Source organism: Massilia sp. TWP1-3-3, assembly GCF_049897805.1.
GTDB lineage: Bacteria > Pseudomonadota > Gammaproteobacteria > Burkholderiales > Burkholderiaceae_D > Telluria_A.
Genome location: NZ_JAFCWX010000004.1, coordinates 280,038 through 296,598, shown reverse-complemented (window position 1 = coordinate 296,598; position 16,561 = coordinate 280,038). Strand labels below are relative to the sequence as shown.

General features: G+C 62.0%; 18 protein-coding genes. 14 read left to right on the top strand and 4 right to left on the bottom strand.

The window, feature by feature from the left end:
* Window positions 1–212 precede the first annotated feature (212 nt).
* A complete protein-coding gene (locus tag ACP7D4_RS05970) occupies window positions 213–770 on the top strand; it encodes a hypothetical protein (protein ID WP_426208142.1) in 558 nt (185 codons plus the stop codon).
* The gene (locus ACP7D4_RS05965; protein WP_426208140.1) at window positions 770–2,107 is read left to right on the top strand and encodes a M20/M25/M40 family metallo-hydrolase; all 1,338 of its coding nucleotides are present in this window, start codon (window positions 770–772) and stop codon (window positions 2,105–2,107) included. Before ACP7D4_RS05970 ends, ACP7D4_RS05965 begins: the two co-directional genes overlap by 1 nt.
* A gap of 82 nt (window positions 2,108–2,189) precedes the next feature.
* Here ACP7D4_RS05965 and trmL read toward each other — a convergent pair whose 3' ends face one another.
* Window positions 2,190–2,660, bottom strand: coding sequence for a tRNA (uridine(34)/cytosine(34)/5-carboxymethylaminomethyluridine(34)-2'-O)-methyltransferase TrmL (trmL, locus tag ACP7D4_RS05960; RefSeq protein ID WP_426104081.1), 471 nt, complete (start codon window positions 2,658–2,660; stop codon window positions 2,190–2,192).
* A 13-nt stretch (window positions 2,661–2,673) separates the two neighbouring features.
* The gene (locus ACP7D4_RS05955; RefSeq protein ID WP_426104080.1) at window positions 2,674–3,429 is read right to left on the bottom strand and encodes a ComF family protein; all 756 of its coding nucleotides are present in this window, start codon (window positions 3,427–3,429) and stop codon (window positions 2,674–2,676) included.
* Window positions 3,430–3,501: 72 nt separating this feature from the next.
* On the opposite strand from ACP7D4_RS05955, the gene ACP7D4_RS05950 reads away from it, so the two are divergent.
* From ACP7D4_RS05950 to ACP7D4_RS05925, 6 genes are all read left to right on the top strand, one after another.
* The gene (locus ACP7D4_RS05950; RefSeq protein ID WP_426104079.1) at window positions 3,502–4,437 is read left to right on the top strand and encodes a methyltransferase domain-containing protein; all 936 of its coding nucleotides are present in this window, start codon (window positions 3,502–3,504) and stop codon (window positions 4,435–4,437) included.
* Window positions 4,438–4,955: 518 nt separating this feature from the next.
* Window positions 4,956–6,158 carry a cytochrome c oxidase subunit II gene (coxB, locus tag ACP7D4_RS05945; RefSeq protein WP_426104078.1) on the top strand — a complete coding sequence of 401 codons (1,203 nt, stop codon included), beginning with the start codon at window positions 4,956–4,958 and terminating at the stop codon, window positions 6,156–6,158.
* Window positions 6,159–6,173: 15 nt separating this feature from the next.
* A complete protein-coding gene (gene ctaD / locus ACP7D4_RS05940) occupies window positions 6,174–7,757 on the top strand; it encodes a cytochrome c oxidase subunit I (protein WP_426104077.1) in 1,584 nt (527 codons plus the stop codon).
* A 161-nt stretch (window positions 7,758–7,918) separates the two neighbouring features.
* Entirely contained in the window at window positions 7,919–8,503 is a 585-nt protein-coding gene (locus ACP7D4_RS05935; protein ID WP_426208138.1) for a cytochrome c oxidase assembly protein, read from the top strand.
* Window positions 8,503–8,730, top strand: a complete 228-nt coding sequence (locus tag ACP7D4_RS05930) for a DUF2970 domain-containing protein (protein WP_426104075.1) — start codon at window positions 8,503–8,505, stop codon at window positions 8,728–8,730. The genes ACP7D4_RS05935 and ACP7D4_RS05930 overlap by 1 nt, the downstream gene beginning before the upstream one ends.
* Before the next feature lie 63 nt (window positions 8,731–8,793).
* Entirely contained in the window at window positions 8,794–9,651 is an 858-nt protein-coding gene (locus ACP7D4_RS05925; protein WP_426208136.1) for a cytochrome c oxidase subunit 3, read from the top strand.
* A 144-nt stretch (window positions 9,652–9,795) separates the two neighbouring features.
* On the opposite strand, the gene ACP7D4_RS05920 is transcribed toward ACP7D4_RS05925, so the two are convergent.
* Complete coding sequence (locus tag ACP7D4_RS05920; RefSeq protein WP_426104073.1) at window positions 9,796–9,996, bottom strand: twin transmembrane helix small protein; 201 nt, start codon at window positions 9,994–9,996, stop codon at window positions 9,796–9,798.
* A gap of 50 nt (window positions 9,997–10,046) precedes the next feature.
* Between ACP7D4_RS05920 and ACP7D4_RS05915 the strand changes: the two genes are divergently transcribed.
* The 6 genes from ACP7D4_RS05915 to ACP7D4_RS05890 are packed head-to-tail and all read left to right on the top strand — an operon-like array spanning window position 10,047 to window position 15,098.
* Window positions 10,047–10,766, top strand: coding sequence for an SURF1 family protein (locus ACP7D4_RS05915; protein WP_426208133.1), 720 nt, complete (start codon window positions 10,047–10,049; stop codon window positions 10,764–10,766).
* The gene (locus ACP7D4_RS05910; RefSeq protein ID WP_426208131.1) at window positions 10,753–11,346 is read left to right on the top strand and encodes an SCO family protein; all 594 of its coding nucleotides are present in this window, start codon (window positions 10,753–10,755) and stop codon (window positions 11,344–11,346) included. The genes ACP7D4_RS05915 and ACP7D4_RS05910 overlap by 14 nt, the downstream gene beginning before the upstream one ends.
* A gap of 2 nt (window positions 11,347–11,348) precedes the next feature.
* Entirely contained in the window at window positions 11,349–12,512 is a 1,164-nt protein-coding gene (locus tag ACP7D4_RS05905) for a COX15/CtaA family protein (protein WP_426208129.1), read from the top strand.
* Window positions 12,509–13,402 (top strand): heme o synthase, encoded by an 894-nt coding sequence (cyoE, locus tag ACP7D4_RS05900; RefSeq protein ID WP_426208127.1) that lies wholly within the window; start codon window positions 12,509–12,511, stop codon window positions 13,400–13,402. The genes ACP7D4_RS05905 and cyoE overlap by 4 nt, the downstream gene beginning before the upstream one ends.
* Window position 13,403: 1 nt before the next feature.
* Window positions 13,404–13,991 (top strand): SCO family protein, encoded by a 588-nt coding sequence (locus ACP7D4_RS05895; RefSeq protein WP_426104068.1) that lies wholly within the window; start codon window positions 13,404–13,406, stop codon window positions 13,989–13,991.
* 48 nt (window positions 13,992–14,039) lie between these two features.
* The gene (locus tag ACP7D4_RS05890) at window positions 14,040–15,098 is read left to right on the top strand and encodes an AI-2E family transporter (RefSeq protein WP_426208125.1); all 1,059 of its coding nucleotides are present in this window, start codon (window positions 14,040–14,042) and stop codon (window positions 15,096–15,098) included.
* Window positions 15,099–15,129: 31 nt separating this feature from the next.
* On the opposite strand, the gene ACP7D4_RS05885 is transcribed toward ACP7D4_RS05890, so the two are convergent.
* Window positions 15,130–16,359 (bottom strand): HD-GYP domain-containing protein, encoded by a 1,230-nt coding sequence (locus ACP7D4_RS05885; protein WP_426208123.1) that lies wholly within the window; start codon window positions 16,357–16,359, stop codon window positions 15,130–15,132.
* Window positions 16,360–16,561 lie beyond the last annotated feature (202 nt).

Genomic DNA, 16,561 nt, shown 5'->3' with positions numbered 1-16,561 from the left:
GATGATAAGGCTTTGTGCCCGTTTGCGCCAAGCAAGGTCAATTGTGCGTCACGGGCCGTGTCCGTTTTTGCAGGGCGATTGCCCGATAGCGAACACATTGCCAGGCAGGTGCAGGCCAATTGCGCCTGGCAACGGCGCTGGCACAGGAGTTGCTGAACAGGCAGCAAGCACAGCGCGAATCCTTCGCCCCCGTGCACTTTCCTGGAGCTGACATGAACCGTTTGATGAAAACCTTATTTGCCGCCGTCCTTGCCACCCTCGCCATCATGGCCATCATGGCCAGCCTGGCTGCACCCGCGCACGCGCAGCAGGGCCGCGGTCCGGCCACGTCCGAAGAGCAGGAGCGCGTGGTCCAGCTCGCCGCCGCCGCCGACAAGGACCCGCTGGGGACGATGGCGTCGGCAGACGGGCGCTGGTTTGAAAAATGGGCCGACGAAGTACCTGACTATATGTTTGGTCCCGATAACGGCGTGTTCTGGGTCATGACCAAAGCCGCCAAGGGCGAGCTCAAGCGCGTGGTGCGCTTCCAGCATACCGTCAGCACCGCCGCCTTCCAGATCAGGCACCACATGCTTGACCCAAAAAAGGACCCGGCCCAGATGGAAGCGAAGACCTTGGCCGGGGTCGAAGGATTGCTGCGCGCCTATGCAAGCCTGCTGGCCAAGAATCCGGACAACCGCTCAGCCAAGCTCGACGAAGCGATTGCCATCCGCGACAAGGGCGGCCTGGCGGCCTTTGTCAAGGCCCTGCCACCGATGCCGGAGCGGTGATGCGCACCGCCTCACTACTGATCGTTACGCTGGGATGGCTATGCCTGCAGGCGAACCCTGCGTGCGGCGCGCCGCTGGCGCCTGGCGACACCGCGCGCCTGGTCACCGAGATCGCCGAGCATTCCGAAGCCATGCAAAACCTGGAACAATTGTGCGACGACATAGGCCCGCGCCTGACCGGCTCCCTGCAATTGCGTACCGCGCAAAGCTGGGCGATAAAAAAATTGACGGCCTACGGCGCCGTCAATGTGCATGAGGAAGCGTACGAGCTCGGCCGGCCATGGCAGCGCGGCGTGGCCCGGGCCCGTTTGCTTAATGCCAACGGGCAGCACCTGAACATCGTGCAAAAGGCCTGGACTGCGGGCACCGGCGGCCCCGTGCAAGGCGAGCTCGCGGTGCTGGACGTCAAGACGCTGGACGAATTCAAGCTGGCCGCGCCTGGGCTGAGAGGGAAAATCGTGCTGGTCCTGTCCGGACCGAAGGCGAGCGAGGCCGAGGGCAAGGACGCGGCCCGGTTTCAAACCGAGGTCAATCAAGTGATCGCCAATGCACGCATGGCAGCGGTGTTGCTGGTGTCCGGCAAGGAGGGCGGCGTACTGGAGATGTGGGGCGGGGCGCAGTCGCGCTTCGCTACCCATGCGGGTATCATCACGCAGCAGAACGCCAGCCTGCTCAAGCGCTTGCTCGCCAGAGGCGTGGTGCCACGGCTGGAAGTTGAGCTTGGCGGCGGCTTCGGCAAGGCGCCGGTGCAGGCCTACAACGTGGTGGCCGACTTTATTGGCAGCAGCTTGCCCGAGGAGATGGTGATCATTGGTGCGCACCAGGACTCGTGGGATCTGGGCACTGGCGCCACCGACAACGGCACCGGGACCGTGGTGGCGATCGAGGTGCTGCGCGCCATGCGGGCCGCCGGGTTGCAGCCAAAGCGGACACTGCGCATTGTCTTGTTTTCCGGCGAGGAGCAAGGGCTGTTGGGCAGCAAGGCCTACGTGCTCCGGCATCGCGCCGAGCTGGCCCGGATCCAGGCAATTTTTGTGCAGGATGCGGGCGCCGGGCGCATCATGGGGTTTCCCGACATGAAGGTCGACGCGTGGCATGCGGGGCTCACTGCGGCGCTGGAACCTGCGCAAGTGCTGGGTGCGCTCGATGTGCCGTACGGCCTGAGCCGTGGTTCCGATCACGACACATTTTTCGAACGGGGCATTCCCGCTTTTTCGCCGATCCAGGACCCGCTCGACTACCGCAGCCATACCCAGCACAGCGAGCTCGACAACGTCGATCACGTTGCCAAAGCCGACTTGAACCATAGCGCCCAAGTCATGGCGCTCGCGGCCTAGGGCTTGCTCAACGGCGAACGCCTGCCCCACCAGCCGGCCACACTTCCCGCCAAGCCATAAGGTTCCCCCATCCACCCTGGAGTCAGGCGCCGCCGGCGTAGCCGTTTTGGCGCCAGGCTTCGAAGACGACGACGGCGACGGTGTTCGATAAGTTCAGGCTGCGGTTGTCCGGGCGCATCGGCAGGCGGATGCGCTGGGCCGGCGCGAACGATTCGCGCAGCGCCGGCGCCAGGCCGCGCGTCTCAGCGCCGAACACGAATACGTCGCCCGGCAAGAAGGTGGCGGTGGCGAACGGCGTTGAGCCGTGCGTGGTCAGGGCGAACATGCGCGCGGGCTCGGGCTTGCAGTCAAGCAGGTAGGCGTCCCAGTTCTTGTGCACTTTCATCGTCGCGTAGTCGTGATAGTCCAACCCGGCACGCTTCATCTTGGCGTCGTCCAGCGGAAAGCCGAGCGGCTCGATCAAGTGCAGCTGGGCGCCGGTGTTGGCGCACAAGCGAATGATGTTGCCGGTGTTGGGCGGGATTTCAGGTTCTACCAAAACAACATGGAACAAAATGCTTCTCCTATTAGTGGGGCGGGGTGCGCGCGAACACGAAGTTGCTCACGCGCGCGGCGCCAAATCGTTTGAATACGGCCGCCAGTTCGTGCAGCGTGGCGCCGCTGGTCATCACGTCGTCGACTACGCCGATGTGCTGGCCACGCACCAATTCGAGCGCATCGGGCGCCACGATGAAGGCGCCGCGCATGTTCTTTTTGCGCTCGGCCGGCGCCACGCCCGACTGCGCCGCCGTCTCGCGCGCGCGCACGGCCAGCGCCGGGCGCAGGGCAATGCCCAGCGCTGTCGACAGCGGCCGCGCAATTTCCAGCGCCTGGTTAAAACCCCGCTCGGCCAGACGGTGCGGCCCCAGCGGCACCGGGCACAGCAGCGTGGGCAGCTCGAAGCGCTCGCGCGCCATCACGGCGTCGCGCAACGCCAGTCCGAACCAGGGCGCCAGTGCCAGCGTGCCGCCAAACTTGAGCTGCAGCACCAGTTGATCCAGCGGCGCGCTGTAGTCGGCCGCGACGATGGTGGCGTCAAAGGCGGGCGGATGCGACTGGCAGGCACCGCACGGCCAATCCACGTCGAGCGCGCTCACCGGATTGGCGCAGCGCCGGCAACGGGGCGGGCACGGCCCCAGGAACTGTTCCTGGCACGGCGGGCAGACGGACGCAGCGCAGCGCGCCCCGCACAGGGCGCAGGACGAGGGCAGCAGCGATCGGCCCAGTTGCCGCGCCAGCCCCAGCGGCCAGCGCCCGGGCCACGGCAGCAGGCGGTGGCGCATCGGCTCGACTTTCAACAAACAGGTACACTGGCGCCATTATCGCATTTCGGCGCCGTCCACCCGCTTTCGCCCATGTCCTCTCCTGCATCTCCATCAACATTGAGCGCGCCTATCGAGCAGGCGCGCGTGCGCGCTTTGTTTGCCGATCCGCAGCGCATTGCGCCGTCCGACTTCCTGCGCCGCGAAATTGCGGCCCGCATGCATGACCGGCTCGGTCTGGTCAAGCTGGCCCCGGGCCGGGTGGTCGACGCCGGCTGCGGCGCGGGAGCCGACCTGGCGCTGTTGCAGAAAGCCTATCCGGCTGCCCAGGTCATCGGCATCGATGCCGCGCCCGCCATGGCCGCCGTTGCCGACGCAGCGGCTGCGGCGGCGCCGTCCCGACGCCTGCTCAGCCGTTTGCTGTCGGGCAAGGCCGGGATTGACTTGTTGTGTGGCGATTTCGGTAATTGTCCGTTCCCGCCGAACTCTGTCGACCTGGTGTGGTCGAATTTGGCACTGCACTGGCATCCCCAGCCCGACCGCGTCTTTGCGGAGTGGAGAAGGGTGCTGCGCGTCGAAGGGTTGTTAATGTTTTCCAATTTTGGCCCCGACACCTTTCGGGAGTTGCGCAGCGCCTTTTCCACGCTCGATGCGGCGCAGGCTTCGGCGCCTGTATCGGAGCATGTTTTGCCTTTCGTCGATATGCACGATTTTGGCGACCAGTTGGTCGACGCCGGTTTTTCCACGCCCGTCATGGATATGGAGGTCATTACCGTCACCTACGATACGGTACAAGCCATGCTGGCCGATGTGCGCGCGCTGGGCGGCAATCCGCTTGCCACGCGCCGCCGCGGTCTGACTGGTCGCGTTGCCTGGGGCCGCTTCCTGCAGGCGCTCGAGGCGCAGCGCCGTCCGGACGGCAAGCTGGGCTTGAGCTTCGAAGTCATTTACGGCCATGCTTTTCGTCCGGCGCCGCGCGTCACGGCCGCTGGCGAGGCCATCGTGCGCTTCACGCCGCGGGCACCGTAACAGCATTGGCGCGGCCGGCATTGTTGCGGGAGCGGCCAACGGTGCAAGAGCGGCAAAGCGTGCCAAAGCGTGCCAAACCGCGGCAAAGCGGCCAACGCTGGCAAGACAGCGGCAAGGCAGCTGCAAAACAACGGCAAGACAGTGGCCAGCGCCGGTGTCGTTTCCGCGGCACGACGTGGGGCCGCCGTGTGCAATTACAAGGTCTACGCCCATAGTTTGCCGCATTTGTCCTTGATGCATACGGTGTTCCTTGAGTATAATTAAAGGCTAATTTTGTCGACTGCGAACGTGCCGCCTGAAATTCAGGCGATCAATACGGGCTTTTAGCGGTTGTCAGCAACAGCGTTCACAGTGTGCGTATGCACCTATGTGCGATGGTTTGGTTCCAGCTGGATTTTTCGCGCAGCGCGCGTCAAGCCGGCTCAGGAGCCTTTTGTGCGATGGTTTCGGAGCATTGGCGGTCAGTAAGTTCGCCGGCGTTTAAAAAGAATGATTATTTTTGGGTGGTTGGGGAAAACATGACATATGCAAAGCGACTTCACGCCTTGATGTTCGGCCTGCTGGTTTCAGCCGGCAGCTGGGCACAAACCGCACAGCCTGTTCAAGAAGTTGGCGTTCAGGGCCGTCCGGTGGAGATGCAGTTGAACCTGCAACGATCGGTGACCGACATCGCCACCGAGATCAATAATCTGCACACCTGGATGATGGTCGTCTGCATGGTGATCTTCGTCGCCGTGTTCGGCGTCATGTTCTACTCGATCTTCAAGCACCGCCGTTCGCTGGGCCACAAGCCGGCAACCTTTCATGAGTCGACCGCCGTTGAAATCGCCTGGACCATCGTGCCGTTCCTGATCGTGATCGGCATGGCGCTGCCAGCGACCAAGACCGTGGTTGCGATGAAGGACACGTCCAACGCCGACATCACCATCAAGGCCACCGGCATGCAGTGGAAGTGGGGCTACGATTACCTGAACGGCGAAGGCGCCGGCATCAGCTTCCTGTCGAGCCTGTCGACCCCGCGCGAGCAGGTCGGTTCCCCCGGCAACCAGTTCACCGGCAAGCGCGGCATCAACTACCTGATGGAAGTCGACAATGAAGTGGTCGTGCCAGTCAACAAGAAGATCCGCATGGTGCTCACCGCCAACGACGTGATTCACGCCTGGATGATTCCCGCCTTTGGCGTCAAGCAAGATGCCATCCCCGGTTTCGTGCGCGATACCTGGTTCAAGGCCAAGGAAATTGGTACCTACCGCGGCCAATGCGCCGAGCTGTGCGGTAAAGAGCATGCCTTCATGCCGATCGTGGTGCGCGTCGTCAGCGCCGGCGACTACGCCGCGTGGGTCTCGGGCAAGCAAAAAGAAATGGCGGCCTTGGCCGACGATCCAGCCAAGGTCTGGACCATCGACGAATTGAAAACCAAGGGCGAAAAAGTCTACGCCACCAACTGCGTCGCTTGCCATCAAGCAACCGGCAAGGGCGTACCGGGTGCGTTTGCACCACTGGATGGCTCGGAAGTGGTGAATGGCCCGAAAGCGGAACAGATCAATGTGTTGTTGAATGGCAAAAAGAGCGGTAAATACCCTTCGGAAATGCCAGCATGGAAACAGCTGTCGGATTCCGACATTGCCGCGGTCATCACCTATACCCGCAACAGCTGGTCGAACAAGGCTGCAGAAAATATCGTTCAACCAGCCGACGTTCTGGCTGCACGTACCAAGTAATCGGGAGTTAAGACAATGAGCACAACTACACTAGATCACGCACACGACCACGCGCACGACCATCCTCACGGCATGGCGCGCTGGCTGTTCGCCACCAACCACAAGGACATCGGTACCCTGTACCTGTGGTTCTCCCTGATCATGCTGTTGTCCGGCGGCGTGCTGGCCTTGATGATCCGTACCGAACTGTTCCAGCCTGGCCTGCAATTTTTCCAGCCTGAGTTCTTCAACCAGCTGACCACGATGCACGGCCTGGTCATGGTCTTCGGCGCCATCATGCCGGCCTTCGTTGGCTTTGCCAACTGGATGATCCCGCTGCAGGTCGGCTGCGCCGACATGGCGTTCGCCCGCATGAACAACTTCTCGTTCTGGCTGCTGCCGCCCGCGGCGCTGCTGCTGGCCAGCTCGTTCTTCGTGCCGGGCGGCGCCACCGCTGCCGGCTGGACGCTGTACGCGCCGCTGTCGACCCAGATGGGCATTGGCATGGACATGGGTATTTTCGCGATGCACCTGATGGGCGCCTCGTCGATCATGGGTTCGATCAACATCATCGTCACCATCCTGAACATGCGTGCTCCCGGCATGACCCTGATGAAAATGCCGATGTTTTGCTGGACCTGGCTGATCACCGCCTTCCTCCTGATCGCCGTGATGCCGGTTCTGGCAGGCGCGATCACGATGACTCTGACCGACCGTCACTTCGGCACCTCGTTCTTTAACGCTGCCGGCGGTGGCGACCCGGTCATGTACCAGCACATCTTCTGGTTCTTCGGCCACCCCGAGGTGTACATCATGATTTTGCCGGCATTCGGTATCGTCTCGCAGATCCTGCCAGCGTTCGCACGCAAGCCGCTGTTCGGCTACGCATCGATGGTCTACGCCACGGCGTCGATCGCGGTGCTCTCGTTCATCGTCTGGGCCCACCACATGTTTACCACCGGCATGCCGGTGACCAGCCAGCTGTTCTTCATGTATGCCACGATGCTGATCGCCGTGCCTACCGGCGTCAAAGTGTTCAACTGGATCGCCACGATGTGGAAGGGTTCGATGACCTTCGAGACCCCGATGCTGTTTGCCGTCGGCTTCATCTTCGTGTTCACGATGGGCGGCTTTACCGGCGTGATCCTGGCGGTGACCCCGATCGACATCCAGTTGCAAGACACCTACTACGTGGTGGCCCACTTCCACTACGTGCTGGTTGCCGGTTCCCTGTTCGCCCTATTTGCCGGTTTCTACTACTGGTCGCCAAAGTGGACTGGCCACATGTACGCCGAAACGCGCGGCAAGATCCACTTCTGGGCGTCGCTGATCACGTTCAACGTGACGTTCTTCCCGATGCACTTTTTGGGGCTGGCGGGCATGCCGCGCCGGTATGCCGATTACCCGGCGCAGTTCACCGACTTCAATGCGATTGCCTCGATCGGCGCGTTTGGTTTCGGCCTGTCGCAAGTGTACTTCCTGTTTTTCGTGATTCTGCCAACCATCCGTGGCGGCGCGAAAGCGGCCGACAAGCCATGGGATGGCGCCGAAGGCCTGGAGTGGACCGTCCCTAGTCCTGCTCCGTTCCACACGTTCGAAACGCCACCGACGGTCAAGTAATGCCGTCATCCGGGCAGCTGTTGCTGCCCGGATGAAATGAAACTTGCAGGTTGAACATGTCCGATCCAAAGAAACCGAATAACGCGAAGACCGGCCTGATTCTTGGCGGCGTGGCCTTGTTTTTTTTTGCCATCGTCTTCATCAAGCGAATTTGGCTCTAAATGGCAACTGAGCAAAACGAACGCCTGGCCCGGAACCGCAAGATGCTGGTCAAGCTGATCGTCATCGCCGTGGGGATGCTCGGTTTTGGCTACGCGCTGGTGCCGGTTTACCGGCAGATGTGCGAAGTGCTCGGGATTAACAACCTGAGCCGGCAAGAAGGTAATTTCGTCGAGTACGACAAGAATAGCCAGGTCGACAAGACGCGTACCATTACCGTCGAACTCGACGGCAATGCGCAAGGGCCGTGGCGCTTTCGCCCGACCACCCGCAGCATCAAGGTGCACCCGGGGGAACTGGCCACGGTGATGTATGAAGTGGTCAACACCCAGGCGCGCACGGTACAGGCGCAGGCAATTCCCAGTTATGCACCGCAGTCGGCCACGCCGCACTTCAAGAAGGTCGAATGCTTTTGTTTCAAGCAGCAGACCCTGAAGGCGAACGAGGCCAGGCAGATGCCGGTCGTGTTTTTCATCGATCCCAAGCTGCCGCGCGAGATTTCGACGATCACGCTGTCGTACACGTTTTTTGAAATAGCCGGCGCCCAGGCCGCCGCGCCGCAGGCGGCAGCGACGAAGGTGAAGTAATGAATGACGTAAAAAACAAGGGCGACAAACCCACCGGACGCAAAGCGTCGTTCGGGGCCACGATGAAGGCGGTGTTCTGGTCGTTTTTCGGAATCCGCAAGCGCAGCGACTACGAAAGCGATTCAGCGAACCTGAATCCCATTCATGTGGTTATTGCCGCCCTGATTGGCGTGGCGCTGTTTATCGGCGTTATCATCATGCTGGTGCGCGTTGCCGTAGCAAAGTAATAGATCACGTAAAATGAGCAGCACGAAATTCACCGCATAAAAGTTTTGATTTAGGAGATGAAGATGAGTTCACCACACGCCGCCGCGCCGTATTATTTCGTGCCGGGTCCGTCCAAATGGCCACTGTTTGCCGGCATGTCGCTGCTGGTGACGATGATCGGCGCTTCCGGCTGGGTCAACGGCGCCTCGTGGGGCCCGATCCTGAACATCGGCGGCATCCTGTCGATGCTGCTGGTGCTGTATTTCTGGTTCGGCGACGCCATCGGCGAATCGGAATCGGGCCAGTACAACAGCCGCATCGATCTGTCGTTCCGCTGGTCGATGAGCTGGTTCATTTTTTCGGAAGTGATGTTTTTCGGTGCCTTCTTCGGTGCCTTGTTTTACGCCCGCACGATTTCACTGCCTTGGCTGGGCGACCTGGACCACAAATTCATCTGGCCAGACTTTGCCGCGCAGTGGGGCGACAGCCCGGCCGGCACGATCGAGCCGTTTGCGAAGATGGGTCCGTTCCCAATTCCAACGATCAACACGGCATTGTTGCTGCTGTCGGGCGTGACGCTGACCATTTCCCACCATGCACTGCGTGCCGGCCATCGCGCCAAGACCGCGGTATGGCTGGCGGCGACCATTTTGCTGGGCGCAACCTTTATGGGCTTCCAGGTGTATGAGTACATGCACGCTTACAGCGAACTGAACTTGAAGCTGACGTCGGGCATCTATGGTTCGACCTTCTTCATGCTGACCGGGTTCCACGGCTTTCACGTGACGATGGGTGCGATCATGCTGTCGGTGATCCTGTATCGCGTCATGAAGGGCCACTTTACCGCGGACAATCACTTCGGTTTTGAAGGCGCTGCGTGGTACTGGCACTTTGTCGACGTTGTCTGGCTTGGTTTGTACGTCGTCATCTACTGGCTGTAATACGAGGGGGCTGATCCCTCAAGCAAAAAAACCGGGGACAGACCATCAAGCGGTGGGCCTGTCCCCGGTTTTTTGCCAGAAAGCTTTGCAGTCGGTCAGCCGCAGTCCAACGTTGAGCCGCGGCAGGTGGTCAGCTGCAGTTCATCAACTGATGCCGGTCGGCTGGATCCAGCCCATGTAATGGGCGCCCAGCAACAACAGAAACAGCGTCACTGACAAGCCCACGCGCAGCGCCAGCGCATGTACGGTACGATTGCTCTTGCCTTTGTCGCGCATCAGGAAAAACAGGGCCGAGCCCAGGCTGCCCAGGATCATGATGAAGGCGATGGCGACGAGGATTTTCATAGGCTTTCGATGTACTTAAACAATGCTCCGTTAAACAAGGCTTCATTGTAATGCTTAAGCGCTTCCGTTTCCGTGCTATCCCTTTCTTGGCCACCGTGCTGCTGGTGGCGCTCGGCGTCTCGCTGGGGCAGTGGCAAGACCGGCGCGCCGCGCAAAAAATCGCCTTGCAGGCCACGCTCGCCGAGCGCGCCGTCCAGGCGCCGCTGGTGCTCGGTCCGAAGCTGCTTGGCAAGGAAGACGTCGCGTTCCGGCCGGTGTCGGTGGCCGGCGAATTCGTCACCGGGTGGCCGCTGTTTCTCGACAACCGGCCCCAGCAAGGCAAGGTGGGTTTTTACCTGCTGATGCCATTCAAGATTGCCGGATCGAACACCCATGTGCTGGTGGCGCGCGGCTGGTTGCCGCGCTACAACGGCGAACACGATCGCCTGCCTGAATTTTCCACCCCGCCCGGCACGGTGATCGTAACCGGCGTTGCCAAGGCGGGTATGGGCAAGGTGATGCAGCTGGGCGACCCGGCCATGGTCAAGCCCGGCGCGATTTTACAAAACCTCACACCCGACCAGTTCGCCGACGCCAGCAAGCTGGCCGTGCAGCCATTTTTTATCGAGCAGACCGGGCCGCCCGAAGCGGGCGACAACCTGGTGCGCGACTGGCCGGCGCCCGCGCTGGGCGTCGAAAAGCACCAGGGTTATGCATTTCAGTGGTACGCGCTGGCAGGGATGGCGCTCTTATTTTTCGTAGTGACAGGATTTCGACGTGGAACAAAATAAACCGAATCAAACCAGCGGACGCTGGAAGCTGCTGGCCGTACTGGCCGTGTGCGCTTCGCCGTTGATCTTTTCCTACCTCACGTATTACGTCATCAAGCCGAGCGGGCGCACCAATTACGGCACGCTGATCGATCCGCGCGCCCATCCGATTCCCGCGCTGGGCACCACTGGCCTGGACGGCAAGCCGCTCGCGCTTGACGCCTACAAGGGCAAGTGGATCATGCTGCAGGTCGAGCCGGGCGACTGCCCGCAAGCATGCAAGGACCAGCTGGTCAAGGTGCGCCAGTTGCGCCTGATGCAGGGCAAGGGCATGGAACGCATCGAGCGCGTCTGGCTCATTACCGACAATGCGCCGCTCGACATCGAGCTGATGAAAGTCATCGACGGCGTGCGCATGCTGCGCGTAAAGCCCGATGCGGTCAAGGCGTGGCTGCCGGTGGAGCCGGGCGGCGACGTGACCGACCACTTATACCTGATCGACCCGCTGGGCAACCTGATGATGCGCTTTCCCAAGGATGCCGAGCCGAACAAGGTGACCAAGGATATCGGCAAGCTGCTCAAAGCGTCCGCGATCGGCTGATCATGCAGTCGTCAACCCTGGTGCAGTTGGCCCTGTCGGGCTTGCTGGCGGCAACCTTGCCGCTGGCCATGGTGTGGATGTCGTCCGATCCGCACAAATACCGCAAGCTGGTGTGGCTGACCGCCTTTCTCACCTTTGACCTGATCGTGTTCGGCGCGTTCACGCGCCTGACCGATTCCGGGCTTGGCTGCCCGGATTGGCCGGGATGTTATGGCGCGGCCAATCCGTTTATTGCGCATGAGCAGATCAGCGCCGCGCAAGCCTTATTGCCGACCGGGCCGGTAACGGTGGTGAAAGCGTGGATCGAGATGATTCACCGCTACCTGGCGATGGGCGTGGGGTTCTTGTGCATGGCCTTGATGGGAACTGCCTGGCTGCAGTGGCGCCGTTCGAACAGCGTGCAGTTCAGGCCGCTCTTGCCGACGGCGGTGTTTGTCGCCGTCTGCGTGCAGGGAGCGTTCGGGGCGCTGACCGTGACCATGAAACTGCAGCCGGTCATTGTAACGATGCATTTGTTGCTGGCGATGGGCTTGCTGTTCATGCTTTGCTGGCTGGGGGCGCGCCAGGATGCTGCCGTTGGTGGCCGGCCAGAGATGGCGCAATGCGCTGCGCTTTCGCGCCCTACGGTATCGACTGTATCGACTGTATCGATGGTATCGCTGCGCGTCTTGGCGCTTGTTTCGGCGCTGGTGCTGGGCGTGCAGATTGCATTGGGGGGCTGGGTCAGTACCAATTACGCGACGCTCGCTTGCGCGGATTTCCCGCTGTGCGCGGGGCAGGTTTTCCCGGACATGGATTTCGGCCATGGTTTTACGCTGTGGCGCGAACTGGGCAAGACGGCGGCGGGGCATTACCTGCCGTTCTCGGCCCTCACGGCCATTCATTGGGTGCATCGCCATTTTGCGTATGTCGCAGCCGCAATCCTTGGCTTTACCGCCTGGCGCGCGATGGCAATGCCGGACCTGCGCGGCACGGCGCGCAAGATTGCCATCGTGCTCGCGCTGCAGCTGGCGGCGGGCATTGCAACCGTGTATTTCGCCTTCCCGCTTGCCATCGCCGTATTGCATAACGCGGGGGCCGCCCTGCTAGTGGCGCTGGTCGCCATGTTAAACTACCAGATCAAGCACCGATTCAGCGCAGCAGCGCATGCAAGACCACCTACATGACAACCCAGACCGCTACACAAAAATCGAGCAGCCGCATCGCCCAATACTGGGCCCTGACCAAGCCGCGCGTCACGCAACTGGCGGTGTTTTGCGCCGTCATCGGCATGTTCCTGGCAACGCCGGGGCTGCCCGACATGCACAAGGTGTTCTTCGGCACCGTTGGCATCTGGCTGCTGGCCGGCGCCGCCTTTGCCGTCAACTGCATTCTCGAGAGCGAAATCGATGCGCGCATGGCGCGCACCGCGCGCCGCGCCACCGCCAGCGGCGAACTGACCAAGACCCAGACCATCGCCTTTTCGGCCGTCATTGGCGGGGCCGGCATGTGGGTGCTGTACGCGCTGGTCAATCCCTTGACCATGTGGCTCACGCTGGTAACTTTCGTCGGCTACGCCGTCATCTACACCCTGATTCTGAAACCGGCCACGCCGCAAAACATCGTCATCGGCGGCCTGTCGGGCGCGATGCCGCCGGCGCTGGGCTGGGCCGCGATCGCCGACGCGGTGCCGATGCAGGCGTGGCTCCTGGTCCTGATCATTTTCGTCTGGACCCCGCCGCACTTCTGGGCACTGGCCATGTACCGGCGCGACGACTATGCGCGTTCCGGGCTGCCGATGCTGCCGGTCACCCACGGCATGAACTTCACCGGCTTTCACGTGTGGCTGTACTCCATCGTGCTCGCCGCCACCACCTTGCTGCCGTTCGTGGTGCGCATGAGCGGCCTGATTTACCTCACGGCCGCCGTCGCGCTCAATGCGGTCTTTTTGTGGCACGGCTGGCAGGTCTACAAGCACTATTCCGACCAGGTGGCGCGCAAGGCCTTTACCTGGTCGATCATCTACCTGTCGCTGCTGTTTGCCGCGCTGCTGGTCGACCATTACTTCCCATTCTAAGATGAAAAATCTGTTTGCCCTGTGCGCCGTGGCGCTGACCTTGACGCTGGCGGCCTGCGCCAAGCCGGCCGCGCCGCCCGTCTTCAACAACGTCGACATCACCGGCGCCGAGTATGCGCGCGACTTTGCGCTGACCGACCATACGGGCAAACAGCGCACGCTGGCCGACTTCAAGGGCAAGGTGGTGTTTCTGTTCTTTGGCTACACCCAGTGCCCCGACGTGTGCCCGACCACGATGGCTGAAATGGCGGAGGTGCGCAAGCAGCTCGGTCCGGATGCGGCCAAGGTGCAGGTGCTGTTCGTGACGGTTGATCCGGAGCGCGATACGCAAGAGCTGCTGGCGCAGTACGTGCCCGCTTTTGACACCAGCTTCATCGGCCTGTACGGCGACGCGGCCGCGACCGCCAAAGTGGCCAAGGAATTCAAGGTGTTTTACGCCAAGTCACCCGGCGCCACGCCCGGCGCCTACTCGATGGACCATACTGCGGGCAGCTACGTGTTCGACCAGCAGGGCAAGATCCGCCTGTTCGTCCGCCACGGCAAGGGCGCCACGCCGATTGCACAAGACATCAAGCTGTTGCTGCACTAGGTGCATACACTAGGTCATACACTAAGCAAACATCTTCGGCAGACCACCATGGAACGACGCATCGGCAAGAACCTCGCCTCGATCGGCGCCGTCGCCTTCCTGGTGATCGGCTGCCTGTACGTGCTGCGCCCCTTCCTGGCCGCGATCCTGTTCGCCGCCGCCGTCGTCATTTCTTCCTGGCCGATGTACCTGTTCCTGCTGGGGCGGATGAACGGTCGCCGCTCGCTCGCCGCGCTCACGCTGACGTTGACGCTCACGCTGCTGGTGATCGTGCCCATCGGCCTGGTGGCCTACAACCTGGCCGACGACGTGGGCCGCCTGTATGACCAGATCAAGCTGGCCGTGGAAACGGGCCACGTGGAGCCGCCCGGCTGGATCCGGCGCGTGCCCCTGGTGGGCGACTGGCTCCATGGATATGTGCGCACGCTGGTGTCAAGCCGCGAACAGATGATGGAAGTGGCCAAGCAGATGCTCGAGCCGGCGCGCCACTATTTACTGGGCGGAGGCATTGTGCTGGGCGCCGGCGTGGCGCAAATGAGCCTGGCCGCCTTTGTCGCTTTTTTCCTGTACCGCGACGGTCAGGCGCTGCTGCGCGCCACGCGCGTGGCGATGGAGCGCATCATCGGCGAGAGCGCGCCGCGCATCGCCAGCACCGTCAGCCACACCGTGCGCGGGGTGATGTACGGTTTACTGGGCACGGCGCTGGCGCAGGCGCTGGTGGCCGCGCTCGGCTTTGCGATCGCCGGTGTGCCGGGCGTGCTGCTGCTGGGCTTTGCGACCTTTGTCATGTCGCTGGTGCCGGTCGGCCCGCCCATCATCTGGGGCGGCGCGGCGATCTGGCTCTTTAGCGAGGGCAAGACGGGGTGGGGCGTGTTCATGCTGGTGTGGGGACTGATTTTGATCAGCGGCGTCGACAACGTGGTCAAGCCGATGCTCATCAGCCGGGGCAGCGACATGCCGTTCCTGCTGGTGCTGTTAGGTGTGCTGGGCGGGGTAATGGCGTTCGGGTTCGTGGGCCTGTTTATCGGCCCCGTGCTGCTGGCCGTGGGGTACTCGCTGCTGCGCGAGTGGACCGGGGCGCAGCCGGCGGCGGTGATGAAGACCTAGTTGGGGTCCCGGACAATTGTCGCGGGAGGGCTCAGCGCTCGCGATACAGCTCGCCCGCCCACAGTTTTTCGATGACGGCGGTGGGCAAGCGGTCCCGGTCTTCGGAACCGACGACGCAATCTTCCTCTGTGCCGGACAAATCGATCAGCTCGGCCGGTATGGCCCGTGTTGATGCGATGCAGTAAAAGGCCCGCACCGTAGGCCGGGTATAACTTTGTTTGTTTTGTTCAACGACGACGGCAAGTTTTTCCGATTTGAGACGCACCAGCGATCCGGTAGGATAGATACCCACCACTTCGATGAACGCGGACAGCACGGTCGGATCGAAGTGCCCTTTCCAGGAAATCATCTTGGACAGGGCGTCCGCCGGATCCCAGCCCCGCTTGTAGGGCCGATCGGACGTAATGGCGTCGTACACGTCGCACACGGCCGTCATGCGCGCCATCAGCGAAATTGCCTTGCCTGCCTGCCGGTGGGGGTAGCCCGCGCCATCCATGCGCTCGTGATGGTGAAGGCAAGCCTCGCGCACGCTGTCGCTGACGCCGCCGTGACGCAGCGCTTCAAAGCCGTGTTCCGGGTGCCGTTTGACGGTCGCGAATTCGTCGTCACTCAGACTGCTGGGTTTATTGAGGATTTCCAGCGGAATCCTGGCTTTTCCGATGTCATGCAGCAGGCCGCTCAGGCCCGCCTCGCGCATGTCAGGGTCGGACAATTTCATGGCCTTGGCCAGCGCGACCATCAACGCGCACACCGCCACCGAATGCATATAGGTGTAGTCGTCTTCGTACTTCAGGCGCGACAGGCTGATCAGGGCGCCAGGGTGGCGCTCCACCGAGCGCACGATATCGTCAACCAGGGCGCTGCAAAAATGGGTGTCGGCGATCTTGCCGAGCCGGGCCTGAGAGAACATGGAAAAAATCGATGCGCGCGCCGTCTGGCACAGCCGGGCCGCGTTCTGCAGCTCTTCTTCCATGCTAAGCGCGCCTGCCGCCTGGGGAGGCGCCCGGCGCCGCTTCGCAACCGGGGCAGCGCCGGCGGTGCTCCGGGCGGGCGCGACGGGCGCGACATCGGCGCCCAAGCTGGTGTCGATCCAGCATTCGGCAAGGCCACTGGCGCGCGCCTGGCGCAGCTCGTCGGCGCTGGCAAGCAGGAAGCGCGAAGTCCAGAACGGATTGGACAGCCAGTTCCCGTCAAACCCGACCAGATACATTCCCAGCCGCAGTTCGCTTACGCTGATTTTCTTTATATCGTTCGCAGCCATGTGTTCTGCCAGTTTTTCGAATAATCGGCGTCCACGGCAAGGAAGCCGAGCCTGTCCAGGGCGAATATCGGGTGACACGTTTTCGAGTAATGAACTATAGCACCGAGAAACTAAAGTTTCTATAAAAAACACTTCAGGTAAAAAGATAAAGAGCAGGCTAGCCCATCCGGTTGCGGCCGTACGGCGCCATGTGCGCGACGGT